Annotated in this window: 8 protein-coding genes; 4 read left to right on the top strand and 4 right to left on the bottom strand. The window is 69.1% G+C overall.

The window, feature by feature from the left end; all coding sequences use genetic code 11:
* Nucleotides 1-336: 336 nt before the first annotated feature.
* Complete coding sequence (locus tag ACFWXQ_RS31085) at nt 337-2,865, top strand: ATP-dependent Clp protease ATP-binding subunit (RefSeq protein ID WP_383935778.1); 2,529 nt, start codon at nt 337-339, stop codon at nt 2,863-2,865.
* Nucleotides 2,866-2,969: 104 nt separating this feature from the next.
* Here ACFWXQ_RS31085 and ACFWXQ_RS31080 read toward each other — a convergent pair whose 3' ends face one another.
* Together ACFWXQ_RS31080 and ACFWXQ_RS31075 are read right to left on the bottom strand one after the other, a co-directional pair.
* Entirely contained in the window at nt 2,970-3,620 is a 651-nt protein-coding gene (locus tag ACFWXQ_RS31080; protein WP_383935780.1) for an HAD family acid phosphatase, read from the bottom strand.
* Nucleotides 3,621-3,751: 131 nt separating this feature from the next.
* Nucleotides 3,752-6,871: an NACHT domain-containing protein gene (locus ACFWXQ_RS31075; RefSeq protein WP_383935782.1), complete on the bottom strand. Its 3,120-nt coding sequence runs from the start codon at nt 6,869-6,871 to the stop codon at nt 3,752-3,754.
* A 207-nt stretch (nt 6,872-7,078) separates the two neighbouring features.
* Between ACFWXQ_RS31075 and ACFWXQ_RS31070 the strand changes: the two genes are divergently transcribed.
* The gene (locus tag ACFWXQ_RS31070) at nt 7,079-8,629 is read left to right on the top strand and encodes a carboxylesterase/lipase family protein (protein ID WP_383935783.1); all 1,551 of its coding nucleotides are present in this window, start codon (nt 7,079-7,081) and stop codon (nt 8,627-8,629) included.
* 94 nt (nt 8,630-8,723) lie between these two features.
* Here ACFWXQ_RS31070 and ACFWXQ_RS31065 read toward each other — a convergent pair whose 3' ends face one another.
* On the bottom strand, nt 8,724-9,179 hold the full coding sequence (locus tag ACFWXQ_RS31065) for a spore-associated protein A (RefSeq protein ID WP_383935785.1): 456 nt from the start codon (nt 9,177-9,179) through the stop codon (nt 8,724-8,726).
* An 833-nt stretch (nt 9,180-10,012) separates the two neighbouring features.
* Between ACFWXQ_RS31065 and ACFWXQ_RS31060 the strand changes: the two genes are divergently transcribed.
* Entirely contained in the window at nt 10,013-10,708 is a 696-nt protein-coding gene (locus tag ACFWXQ_RS31060) for a M23 family metallopeptidase (RefSeq protein WP_383935787.1), read from the top strand.
* Between the two features lie 49 nt (nt 10,709-10,757).
* Here the strand turns inward: ACFWXQ_RS31060 and ACFWXQ_RS31055 are convergent, their stop codons facing one another.
* Entirely contained in the window at nt 10,758-11,345 is a 588-nt protein-coding gene (locus tag ACFWXQ_RS31055) for a TetR/AcrR family transcriptional regulator (RefSeq protein WP_383935789.1), read from the bottom strand.
* Nucleotides 11,346-11,558: 213 nt separating this feature from the next.
* Between ACFWXQ_RS31055 and ACFWXQ_RS31050 the strand changes: the two genes are divergently transcribed.
* Complete coding sequence (locus ACFWXQ_RS31050) at nt 11,559-13,121, top strand: MDR family MFS transporter (RefSeq protein WP_383935803.1); 1,563 nt, start codon at nt 11,559-11,561, stop codon at nt 13,119-13,121.
* Nucleotides 13,122-13,258 lie beyond the last annotated feature (137 nt).

The raw sequence follows: 13,258 nt of genomic DNA, 5'->3' as shown, positions 1-13,258 counted from the left end.
CGGCGCAAGGATGTTCGCCCATAGCGGAGGGAACCGGTGCGTTCGGCATGGAGTGTCAGTGCGTACGGGTAAGACATCCCTAGTGGGAGGGGCGACACGCATGGCTCGGGCATCTCACGTTCGCCATCGGCGTACAGATGGTGGGGGTATCTGCCTGGCCTGCGGGAACATCGTCTCGCACCATCAGGTTGGAGCAGATGTCGGCGTTCGGGGTCAGGAGGCCAAGGACGGTGTCGGCAGTTGGAATGAGCGGTCCCCGCTTGCGGGACTAAGCTGCGGAAGGACAGGGAGGGGAGCGTCCCCTTACTGCCTGACCGCTCTGAGGAGCGATTAACGATGTTCGAGAGGTTCACCGACCGCGCGCGGCGGGTTGTCGTCCTGGCTCAGGAAGAAGCCCGGATGCTCAACCACAACTACATCGGCACCGAGCACATCCTCCTGGGCCTGATCCACGAGGGTGAGGGTGTCGCCGCTAAGGCCCTGGAGAGCCTCGGGATTTCGCTCGAGGCGGTCCGCCAGCAGGTGGAGGAGATCATCGGGCAGGGCCAGCAGGCCCCGTCCGGGCACATCCCCTTCACCCCCCGTGCCAAGAAGGTCCTGGAGCTGTCGCTCCGCGAGGCCCTTCAGCTGGGCCACAACTACATCGGCACGGAGCACATCCTGCTCGGCCTGATCCGCGAGGGCGAGGGCGTCGCCGCCCAGGTCCTGGTCAAGCTGGGCGCAGATCTCAACCGGGTGCGGCAGCAGGTCATCCAGCTGCTCTCCGGTTACCAGGGCAAGGAGACCGCCGGCGCCAGTGGCGGTCCTGCCGAGGGCACGCCCTCGACGTCCCTGGTCCTCGACCAGTTCGGCCGGAACCTCACCCAGGCCGCTCGTGAGTCCAAGCTCGACCCGGTCATCGGGCGCGAGAAGGAGATCGAGCGGGTCATGCAGGTGCTGTCCCGCCGTACGAAGAACAACCCGGTCCTGATCGGTGAGCCCGGCGTCGGCAAGACCGCCGTCGTCGAAGGTCTCGCCCAGGCCATCGTCAAGGGCGAGGTGCCCGAGACCCTCAAGGACAAGCACCTCTACACCCTGGACCTCGGCGCCCTGGTCGCCGGCTCCCGCTACCGCGGTGACTTCGAGGAGCGCCTGAAGAAGGTCCTCAAGGAGATCCGCACCCGCGGCGACATCATCCTGTTCATCGACGAGCTGCACACGCTGGTCGGTGCCGGTGCCGCCGAGGGCGCCATCGACGCCGCGAGCATCCTGAAGCCGATGCTGGCCCGTGGCGAGCTGCAGACGATCGGTGCCACGACGCTCGACGAGTACCGCAAGCACCTGGAGAAGGACGCCGCGCTGGAGCGCCGCTTCCAGCCCATCCAGGTCGCGGAGCCGTCGCTGCCGCACACCATCGAGATCCTCAAGGGTCTGCGCGACCGTTACGAAGCCCACCACCGCGTGTCCATCACGGACGAGGCCCTGGTGCAGGCGGCGACGCTCGCCGACCGGTACATCTCGGACCGCTTCCTGCCGGACAAGGCGATCGACCTGATCGACGAGGCCGGCTCCCGGATGCGCATCCGCCGGATGACCGCGCCGCCGGACCTCCGCGAGTTCGACGAGAAGATCGCCGGAGTCCGTCGTGACAAGGAGTCCGCGATCGACTCGCAGGACTTCGAGAAGGCCGCCTCTCTCCGTGACAAGGAGAAGCAGCTCCTCGCCGCGAAGGCCAAGCGGGAGAAGGAGTGGAAGGCCGGCGACATGGACGTCGTGGCCGAGGTCGACGGCGAGCTGATCGCCGAGGTCCTCGCGACCGCCACCGGCATCCCGGTCTTCAAGCTGACCGAGGAGGAGTCCTCGCGCCTGCTGCGCATGGAGGACGAGCTCCACAAGCGGGTCATCGGCCAGGTCGACGCCGTCAAGGCGCTCTCCAAGGCGATCCGTCGTACGCGCGCCGGTCTGAAGGACCCGAAGCGTCCCGGTGGTTCGTTCATCTTCGCGGGCCCCTCCGGTGTCGGTAAGACGGAACTCTCCAAGGCTCTGGCCGAGTTCCTCTTCGGTGACGAGGACGCGCTGATCTCCCTCGACATGTCGGAGTTCAGCGAGAAGCACACGGTCTCGCGTCTCTTCGGTTCGCCCCCCGGTTACGTGGGCTATGAAGAGGGCGGCCAGCTGACCGAGAAGGTCCGCCGCAAGCCGTTCTCCGTCGTCCTCTTCGACGAGGTCGAGAAGGCCCACCCGGACATCTTCAACTCGCTGCTGCAGATCCTGGAGGACGGTCGCCTGACCGACTCCCAGGGCCGGGTCGTGGACTTCAAGAACACGGTCATCATCATGACGACCAACCTCGGCACCCGGGACATCTCCAAGGGCTTCAACCTGGGCTTCGCGGCCTCGGGCGACAAGAAGACCAACTACGAGCGCATGAAGAACAAGGTCTCGGACGAGCTGAAGCAGCACTTCCGGCCCGAGTTCCTCAACCGCGTCGACGACGTGGTCGTCTTCCCGCAGCTGACCCAGGAAGACATCCTCAAGATCGTCGACCTGATGATCGGCAAGGTCGACGAGCGCCTCAAGGACCGGGACATGGGCATCGAGCTCTCCCAGTCCGCCAAGGAGCTGCTGTCCACCAAGGGTTACGACCAGGTGCTGGGTGCGCGTCCGCTGCGTCGCACCATCCAGCGCGAGATCGAGGACACGCTCTCCGAGAAGATCCTCTTCGGCGAGCTGCGCCCCGGTCACATCGTGGTCGTGGACACCGAGGGCGAGGGTGAGAACAAGATCTTCACCTTCCGCGGCGAGGAGAAGTCCGCGCTGCCGGACGTCCCGCCGATCGAGCAGGCCGCCGGCGGTGCCGGTCCCAACCTGAGCAAGGAGGCGTGACCCCCAGGGGTTCCGTCCGAGACTGAGGCTGAGACCTGAGAACGACCGAAGGGGCCGGTGCCGACAAGGCACCGGCCCCTTCGTCGTGCCCGGCCGTGGTTCGGTTACGACAGCTGGCCGTTGTAGTCCGGCAGCTTGTACGTCTTCTCGGCGTGCCCGCCCGACAGGTCGGTGGCGCTGTTGCCGATGTTCGCGATGATCGTGTAGCCCTTGGCCTCGATGGCCGTGCGCTGGGCCGTCTTGTACTCGGCCACGTTCCTGAACAGGTCGATGAAGTTGCGTACGTACAGGCCCGAGACCTTGTAGCCGACGTGCTTGAGGTTGTACTCCGTCACCGACTTGATGATGTCCGGGCGGGCCGTGACGAAGAACAGGGCGACGCCGCGGTCCTGGGCGTACTTGGCGACGTCGAGGACGGGCGCGTTGGCCGGCGACGGGTAGCTGAAGCCGAAGTCGGTCTCCAGCGTGGTGTTGTCGATGTCGAAGACGATGGCCTGCTTCTCGCCGGCGGACGCGTCGGCGATGCGGTCCTTCAGATAGGGCAGCGCCTCGGCCATGACGGCCCGGCAGTCCTTCTGCCAGGTGTCGTAGTCCACGTCCGCCGCGGCGGCGGCAGAGGCGGCGGTCGCGACGGTGGTGGCCGCGGCGGGGGCGGCGGCCGGGGTCGCGGCGGTGGCAGGGATCGCCAGGGCCGCGGTCACGGCGGTGGCGGCGGCGGTCACGCCAATGAGGCGCTGCCAGCTTCTTCCTGTCATGGGATGGGGGGTTCCTCTCGCGTCGGAGCGCTGCGGACATGGGTCGTGGTGCATGCTCATGTGCGTGTGAGGCCACAGGGAAGCGAAGAGATTACTCGTCGGTAACTGTAGGGTGCCCAGGTGGGGTTGGGCTAGAGAGTGGTGTACGTCCTCGTCACGGTGTGGATGCCCGGGAAGAGGGCGCGGGTGTGTTCCGGGACCTCCGCCGTATCCTGGGCCAGCGCGAATGCGACCGACTGCAGCCCCGGAAACAGAGCCGATACCGCCGTGAGATCTTCGTTTCCGGTGAATTTGTGGAACCGGAGCCGCTTAATGCCCGGCAGGACAGGGCCTTCGTCCCACGGGAGGGTGGCCCACTTGAGGTGCAATTCCTCGAGTTCGGGGAGCAGGGCGACCTCTTCGTAGTCCTCGGGGGTGAGCGGTTCGAAGAGGGTGCCCAGGGCCAGTGTTTTCACCGAGCGCATATGGCGCAGGCCGCGCAGTCCGGTGAACTGGAGGGCATTCTTGGTGAATCGCAGAGAGGCCAGCGGCAGGTCCGGGAGTGCGACATCGAGGGATTCGCCCTGGAGCGGTACTCCGGTGTCGAGTTCGCGCAGGGTGGCCGAGGCCGAGAGCGGCGCCAGCACATCCGGCCTTTCCAGGCCCGGCATGTAGTCCAACGACAGATGTTCCAGCGGCAATTCGCTCAGCGGCGTGAGGTCCTCGACGTGCGGACTGCCGCTGACGGCGAGTCGCAGCAGCCGGCGCAGGGGTGCGAGGACGTTCAGGTCGCGCAGCCTGTTGTTGTCCCGGACGACGAGCAGGCGAGTCGTGTCCGGATCGAGGCAGGCGTGCAGCTCCGCATCCTCGAAGTCTCCGACGAGCTGGAGGTGGGGACGGCCGCCGAACGAACGCAGGGTGCGCAACTGGGCCGCCGAACGGGCGGTGAAGTAGAGCCCGTCCTCGGGCAGGTGGGCGATGACGTCGGCCGCGTACCGGTCGGAGTCGAACCGGTCCCAGCTCCAGCTGAGTTGGGCGCGTACCGACACGGCCGGGTGGGTGCGGAAGCGGGCCAGGGCCGGGATGGCCGCGTCGCCGCCGATGAGGGACGCGGTGATGACGACGGCCCGCGCCTCCGCGTCGGAGAGGCCCTCCGGCCCGGGCAGCAGTTCCAGGACCAGCGGGCCGGCCGAGGCCAGATCCTTGGCCTCGTCCGTCGTACGGGGCGGAATGAGTGTGGCCGCCTGTTCCTCCACGTCGGCCCGGACCTGCGGGTCGAGTTCCGTGGCGTGTTCGAGGCCGGCCAGGGCGAGGAGGCGGATGCGGGTGCCCGCGGCGCCCTCGACGCCTTCGGCGGAGCCGGTCAGGTCGCGCAGGAGCTGGGCCCGTTCGCGCGGACGGGCGTGGGCGACGGCCATGCGGATCACGTCGGACCACTGGGAGTCGGCGGCGTTGCGGACGAGGAGCCCGAAGTCGCCGTCCTCCACCGCCGCCTTCGCGCCGAGGTAGTCCTGGAAGGTGCGGTGGACGAACTCGACGGTCCCCACCGAGGGTTCGCGGAGCAGCCCGCTGCGGATCAGCAGATGGCGGTAGATCGCGGGCGCGTCGCCCTGGCTCGCCACCGCGGGGAGCGAGGGCAGCGCGTCGGCGATGATGCGCTCGGCCCGTTCGCGGTCCATCTCCGCCTGGTTGTTGCGGATCATCCAGTAGGCCAGCCGCTGGAGCAGCTGGATCTGCGGGAGTTCGCTGAGCTGGATGTGGTCGGGCCGCATCGACCGTTCCTGGTCGCGGCGCGAGAGGAGTGCGGAGAGGGCCGCGTCGTACAACTCCTGGCGTCCGTGCGGGAGATAGCCGCGCCGGTCGCGGTGCAGGGCACAGATCAGCCCGCACATCAGGGGGTTGGTGGCGAGGCGGCCGAGGTCCTGTTTGACCCTGACGGCCTCCAGGAGCGAGTGCTCGTACGAGGCGAGGAGTTCCGTGTCCTGGGCGTCGGCGGCGGCCGCCGTGTGCCAGCGCCGGATGAAGGCGGTGACGTCGGCGCGGCTCATGGCAGTCAGGAGCAGTTCGGTGAATCCGTCCGGGGTGAGCCAGTCCTCGCCCACGGCGGAGGGACGGGAGGTGACCAGCCACTGGTTGCCGGGATACGCGTCGAGGAGGTCCCGCAGCCAGGTCCTCGTCCGCTCGCGGTCGCGCTCGGGGATCTCGTCGATGCCGTCGACGAGGAGGAGCCCGCGGCCCGCGGCCAGGACCCGGTCCGCCCAGGCGTCCGGGGCCGTGCCGTGGAACGGGACGCGCACGGCCGCCAGGAAGTCGGCGGGCGCCGGCAGTCCGTCGGCGCGGCGGATGAGCGTACGCAGCGGAAGGACGAAGGGGATACGGTCCCCGCGCTCGGCCCGCGCCGCCGTCACCGCGAGCCATTGGACGAGGGTCGTCTTGCCCGAGCCCGCCACTCCGCGCAGCAGCACCAGGTCGTGGTCCGCGAGCGCCTCCTCGGCGGGCAGCGGGGTACCGGGCGAGGCGAGGTACGCGTCTCCGTAGTCGGCCGACTCCCCGTCCGCGGAGCGGCGCACCGCCTGCAGGGTCATGTAGGCGGCGTCGAGCTGCCAGCGGTTCGGTGTGTTGGCGAGGTCGATGCCGTAGATCGTCAGCTTGCTGTGCTTCGTGGCGACGTACGCGAGATACCGCCGCTCGAACGCCCCGTCCCCGTCGCCGGGACGCGGCGTGCGGGCGATCAACTCGTCGACCTTGGCGATGAGTTCGGACTGTCGGCGGGTCTGCTCGACGAGCGTCCGGGCGACGAACGTCGAGCGCTGGGTGAAGAAGTGCAGGATGTGCAGACAGGCCGTGTCCAGGAGCCGCTCGTAGAAGAGGGTCGCGTCGAAGTCGAGGTCCCGGTCGGGGCTTCCGGCGGCATGGCGGAGATGGAGTGCGAGGCCCGAATGGCCGAGCGCCACGGCCTGGGCGTCGGTCATGGTGATGTCGCCGAGGGCACGGAGGGTGTCGGCCAGGGCGTGGACGACGGGTTGCGCCTCGTCGGCGGGTATGGGGCGTTCGTCGGCGTCCTTCAGGGCCCGCCTGACCAGCTCGGCGGCGAGCCTGGTGACGTCCTTCTCGCCGAGTGTGCGCTGCTCGCCCCTGAAGGAGAGGCGGGACGCGATGCGTACGGGCTTGTCGACGAGCCCGGCGCCCGGCCCTTCCGGCGTGAAGAGCTTCCTGATCAGCGGCGTGGCCACGGTGGATGCCAGGCGGACTCCGACGGTTGCTGGTTCCATGGAGTTCCCCCGGGCATGGTCCGTCGACTGCGGGTCCGTCGTGGCTGGTCGCGCAGTTCCCCGCGCCCCTTTGGGGCTCGGCCGAACCAGCCTAGTGGCCGAGGTCGGCCCTGTCAGTGGATCTTGAGACACCAAAAACCGGTGGCCCTGGCGTCCGGTTCGACGGGATGATCCGCGATGGCCGAACTGTCTGCAGAGGGAGCCGTGATGGGTGCCGACGAACCCGAGGTCCGTACGACGGCAGGTGTGGTGCGGGGAGCCGGAGAGGCGTCGGGATCGGCGGTGTTCAAGGGGATTCCGTTCGCCGAACCACCCGTCGGCGCACTGCGGTTCGGGGCGCCGGTGCCCGTGCGGAGCTGGGACGGCGTACGGAAGACGGTGGCGTACGGGACACCGCCTCCGCAGTCCGCCGCGTTCGGCATGGACGCGCTGGTGTCCGGCGACGCGGTGGACGAGGGGGACTGGCTGACCCTCAACGTCTGGACGCCCGACCCGGACCCCGGTGCGGGGCTGCCGGTGATCGTGTGGATGCACGGCGGCGCGTACGTCATCGGGATGTCGGGCCTGCCCGAGTACGACGGTGGCCGGCTGGCGCGGGAGGGTGCCGTCGTCGTGGTGACGCTCAACTACCGGGTCGGCATCGAGGGGTTCGGGCACATCGAGGGAGCGCCCGCCAACCGGGGCCTGCTCGACCAGGTCGCCGCGCTGGAGTGGGTGCGGGACAACATCCGTGCCTTCGGCGGTGATCCGGGCCGGGTCACGGTCGTCGGGCAGTCGGCGGGCGCGGGTTCGCTGGCCGCGCTGCTCACCATGCCTCGCGCGGCAGGGCTCTTCGGCCGGGCCGTCGCGCAGAGCGTGCCCGGTACGTTCTTCTCGCCCGAGCTCGCCGCCGACATCGCCCGGGAGTTCGCCGCGGAGCTGGGCGTGCGGCCGACGGTGGAGGAGATGGGGGCGGTGGCCCCGCGACGGCTGCCCGCGGTGGCGGACGCGGTCGGCGCGAAGGGCGGGGCGTTCGCGGAGCGGTGGGGGCCGACGGCCCATGCGCTGATCCCGGTCGCGCCGGTCGTCGACGGCGACGTGCTGCCGGCCGCCCCCTGGGAGGCGCTGGCCTCCGGTGCGGGACGGGACGTCGAACTCGTGGCCGGCCACACCCGTGACGAGTTCCGGCTGATGATGCTGCTCCGGGGACTGACCGGTGAGGTGACGGAGGATCAGGCTGCCGTCGCACTGCGGACGTTCGGACCGGGCGGTGCCGCGGGCGGTGCGGCGGGTGGTGCGGCGGGTGGCGATGCCTACCGTGCCGCGTTCCCGGCCGCGAGCGCCGAGGAGCTCTACGAACTCGTCCAGTCCGACTGGCTGTTCCGCATGCCCTCGCTCCGGCTGGCCGAGGCGCAGATCGCGGGCGGCGGTCGCGCGCACGTCTACGAGCTGGTCTGGAAGGCGCCGGGCATGGGCGGGATGCTGGGCGCCTGCCACGGGCTCGATGTGCCGCTGGTGTTCGGCAACCTCGGCGAGGGCCTGCCCGCGCTGCTGCTCGGGGAGGAACCGCCCGCCGAGGCCGAGGAGTTGTCGCGGCTGGTCCGCGCCTCCTGGACGGGGTTCGCGGCGGGGGAGGGCCCGGGGTGGTCCGCGTACGACGTCGAGCAGCGGTCGGTGCGGATCTTCGACGCGAAGCCCGCGGTGGCTCCGTACCCGGAGGAGGTGTCGCGGGGGCTCTGGCGCGAGCATGTGTTCGGGGCGCTGCCGCTGTGCGGCTAGGGGGTCTGCGGCCGGGGACGCGCTTCGAAAGTGTGCGGCTGCTTGTCGGGCTTGCGCCCGGCCGGGGATCGCCGGCCGGGCGTCCGGCCGTGGATCAGCCGCAGTGGCCGGTCCCCTTCGTGGAGTACGTGGTGATGCCGCCCTCCCACGTGACGCACTCGCCGGGGGCCTCGATGTAGACGGGCCCCGCGTACGTCGTGAACCGGCCGCTGTCGGTGGCGGTTCCGCCGGTCTTCGAGCTGAGCCGGGCGAACATCTTCACGGCCGCCCCGGGCTTGGTGCGGACGGTGACCACGCAGTTCTCGCCGGTCGTCTTGTTGTAGGTGAGGAAGGTGGTGCCGAGGTTCTCCATGTTGGCGGAGTCGATCACCTTGTGACCGGTGCCGCAGGCGCCGTTGTACTTCGCGACCGGGGCCTCCGACGGGGCCGCGACGGCAGCCGACCTGGGCGCCGTGGGCGCGGAGGCCGACGCGGAGGCGGGCGCCGCGAGGGCGAGGGCACCACCGGTGACGACGACGGCGACGGCGGCTGCGTGACGGACGAGCTTCATTTCTGTTCCCCCAGTTTGGTGTGTCTGTGAATCCGTGAGTCCGTGTCGGGCGGTGCTTCCGGCAAGGTCAACTGCCGTCCGCCCCACACCAGGTGAGACCAGGGGACCCGGGGGTTGGTTGTGGCCTCTTTTGTCACCGTTCTGTCGCCGCGTGTCACTGAACTGTCACCGCCCGGAGGCCCCTGTCCTGGATCGTGAGGGTCCCGAGGGAGGCGAGTGAGTGCGCGAGGGCGTGGGTGACCGCCGTGGCCTCCTCGGTGGTCACCGGCTGTTCCCCCGGCCCGGCCGTCCCCCGGCTGGTCCTTCACGAAGAGTCTCTTCACGAGCGGTGCGGCCGCGCTGGACGCGATACGGGCCCCGAGCACTCCGGCGTCGACCATGCACCGAGCGTAGGCGAACCACCTGGGCCCTGGTGTAGCCCCCGCCACATTCCCAGGCCCCTGGATCATGCCCTCCGGTGACATGACGCACAGGCGATTTGTCCGGTACTAGGGCGAGTAGTGGTGGAGTGGAAACGGGCAAAAAGGACCTTTGGCCCGGGGGTGGTGACGGGGTCGGGGGCCGTGCGGCGCGGGCCCGGACCCATGGCTCCGGGGCCGGGGCAGATGGCTCTGAAGTGGGCGTAAACCCGACTTCCCGTAGAAAAGGCGGAGGATTTCGTCCCAGACGTTCTTCTTGTCAAGGAGTCGGAAGTTTCAGTGTCAAGTACGACTTGAGGTCGTAGATGGGGCCTTTGTGGGATGACGGGGGCGCGGGTTACCAAGGGATGCCTCGCCCGGTGCGCCGACAGCGCGCCGGGTGTGCTGATGTCCGTCCCCCTGGAGGTAGTCCCCATGTCGCAGCGCATCACGTCCCACCTTCCCGGCACGCCCAAGCTCCGCGTCCGGGCCGCCGCCATGGCCCTCGGCCTGGGCGCCTCGGCCGCGCTCGGAGCCGGGGTCGCGGTCGCCGCCGACACCAAGGCGAGCGCCGTCGCGCTGCCGGACTCCGCCGCCGTCTCGGTGCAGCAGCAGGCCGCCGCGCAGGCCAAGGCCGCCGCTCAGACGAAGGCCAAGAGCAAGACGGCCGCCAAGAAGGCCGCCGCCAAGCCGGTCGCGGCCAAGAAGGCCGCCTCCTGGGTCGACCCCGTCAAGAAGTACAAGCTCTCCGCGAAGTTCGCCCAGGCCGGCAACCTCTGGTCGTCCACCCACTCCGGCCAGGACTTCGCCGTCGCCTCCGGCACGCAGGTCGTCGCCGCGCACGGCGGCACCGTGGTGAAGGCCGGCGGCAACGGCGCCGGCGACGGACCCGCGTACGGCAACGCCGTCGTGATCAAGCACGGCAACGGTACGTACTCGCAGTACGCGCACCTGTCCCGCGTGGACGTGAAGCCCGGCCAGATAGTGAAGACCGGCCAGCGCATCGCCCTGTCCGGCAACACCGGCAACTCCAGCGGGCCGCACCTGCACTTCGAGATCCGTACGAAGGCGAGCTACGGCTCGGCGGTCGACCCGGTTGCCTTCCTGCGCACCAAGGGCGTGAGCCTCTAAGAGGCCTCGGGCCCTCGGGCCCCCGGCTTCTGGCCTGGGAGTCCGGGCCTCAGAGTGACCCGGACGCGCCGCCGTGCGCCTGCGTGACCAGATCGATGGCGACCTCAAGGACGGCCTTCCGCTTGTCCTCGGGGTCGCCTTCCATGTCCTTGAGGGCGAACATCCCGGCGTGCATCGTGAACAGCGCGCTCACGCACCGGACCTGGTCCGTCAGCGCGGCGTCCGGCTCCTTGATGATGTCCAGCATCCCGAGCATGCGGTCCTTGAAGGACTCGCCGATGCTCAGCTCACGGATCGTCGCCTGGTTCTCCTGCATGAAGCGGAAGAGGGGGGCGGCGTTGGTGAGCGCCTCGCTGTAGCGGCGCAGCAGCTCCTGCTTGGTCTCCAGGGTGTGCGGCTGCCCCTTGCCCCACTCGATCAGCTCGTCCATCGGCCTCGTCAGGTCCTGGAAGAGGCTGATGAGGATGTCTTCCTTGGTCTTGAAGTGGTAGTACAGCGCCGCCTTCGTGACGTCCAGCCGTTCGGCGATCTCCCGCAGTGACGTCTTCTCGTACCCCTGCTCGGCGAAGAGTTCGACGGCCACGTCCTGGATGCGCTGACGGGTGTCCCCACGCCGCCGCTGCCTGCTGCCGTCCATCGTGGCTGCTCCTCGTCCTTGTCGTCCCTACGTGTCGTAGGTGCTCGCCGTAAGGTAAAGAAAAACTTACTTGACGCCCGGCTAGTTACGGGTCTACTTTTCCCCAGTGTAGTCAACTAGCCGGTCGGCAAGTAAGTGCAAATAAGCGGCAGTGCAGTACCCAGGGGAGTGGGGACAGTGGCGGACACCAAGGCGGCTGACGCAGCCGAGGCAGTGGCGGAAGCGGGGGCGGGACCAGGAGCGGAACAGGGGGCGGCCGAGTCCGGGGGCAAGCAGCCCAGGAGCGTACGGGTCGTCCTGCTCGCGCTCATGATCGCGATGCTCCTCGCGATGCTCGACAACATGATCGTCGGCACTGCCATGCCGACCATCGTGGGAGAACTGGGCGGGCTCGAACACCTGTCGTGGGTCGTCACGGCCTACACGCTCGCGACCGCCGCCTCCACCCCGATCTGGGGCAAGCTCGGCGACATGTACGGGCGCAAGGGCGTCTTCATGACCTCGATCGTGCTCTTCCTGATCGGGTCCGCCCTGAGCGGCATGGCCCAGGACATGGGTCAGCTCATCGGGTTCCGGGCGATCCAGGGGCTCGGCGCCGGCGGTCTGATGGTCGGCGTCATGGCGATCATCGGGGACCTGATTCCGCCGCGGGAACGCGGCAAGTACCAGGGCATGATGGCCGGCGTGATGGCCCTCGCCATGATCGGCGGACCGCTGGTCGGCGGCACCATCACCGACCACTGGGGCTGGCGCTGGTCCTTCTACATCAACCTGCCGCTCGGTGTCGTCGCGCTGATCGCCATCAGCGCCGTACTGCATCTGCCCAGGAAGCGGGCGCAGGCGCGGATCGACTACCTCGGGGCCGGGCTGCTCACCGTGGGCATCACCGCGATCGTGCTGGTCACCACCTGGGGCGGGACCGAGTACGCCTGGGGCTCCGCCATGATCATGGAGCTGATAGGGATCGGGGTCGCGTCGCTCGTCGGGTTCCTGTTCTGGCAGACCAAGGCCGCCGCGCCGGTCGTGCCGCTGCACATCTTCCGGAGCGGCAACTTCTCGCTGATGTCCGTCATCGGCTTCATCGCCGGGTTCGTGATGTTCGGCGCGGTGCTTTTCCTGCCGCTCTACCAGCAGTCCGTGCAGGGCGCGTCCGCGACCAACTCCGGTTTGCTGCTGCTGCCGATGCTGGGCGCGATGCTCGTCACCTCGATGGTCGCCGGGCGGGTCACCACCAACACCGGTCACTACAAGGCCTTCCCGATCGTGGGCAGCGCGCTGATGGCCGTCGGGCTGTACCTGCTGTCCCTGATGGACACGGATACGTCGCGACTGACGTCCGGGGTGTACATGGCCGTGGTCGGTGCGGGCATGGGCTGCCTGATGCAGATCACCATGCTGGTCTCGCAGAACAGCGTCGAGATGAAGGACATGGGCGTCGCGTCGTCCACCACCACGCTGTTCCGTACGCTCGGGTCGTCCTTCGGGGTCGCGATCATGGGCGCGCTCTTCAACAACCGGGTCCAGGACGTGATGGCCGAGCGGGCCGGGGCGCTGGGCTCGAAGGTCACCGAACAGTCGGCCCAGCTGGACGCGGCGAGCCTCGCGAAGCTGCCGGTCGCTGCGCGTGAGGCGTACCAGCACGCGGTGTCCGCCGGGACGCACTCGGCGTTCCTCCTCGGGGCGGTCGTCGCGGTCGTCGCCCTTGTCGCGGCGGTGTTCGTGAAGGAGGTCCCGCTGCGGGGCGCTTCGACGCCGAAGGCGGCTGAGACGGTCTGAGTGTTTGTTGGGTTGCGGGGTTCGTGTTGTGTGTTTGCTGCGGGCCCGGTGGGGGCTGGTCGCGCAGTTCCCCGCGCCCCTAAAAGACGAAAAGCCAGGGGCGCAGCCCCGCTTTTCAGGGGCGCGGGGAACTGCGC

Source organism: Streptomyces sp. NPDC058697, assembly GCF_042715345.1.
GTDB classification, from domain to species: domain Bacteria; phylum Actinomycetota; class Actinomycetes; order Streptomycetales; family Streptomycetaceae; genus Streptomyces; species Streptomyces liliifuscus.
The sequence above is the reverse complement of the archived record's forward strand: the minus strand, read 5'-3'. Positions and strand labels throughout refer to the sequence as shown.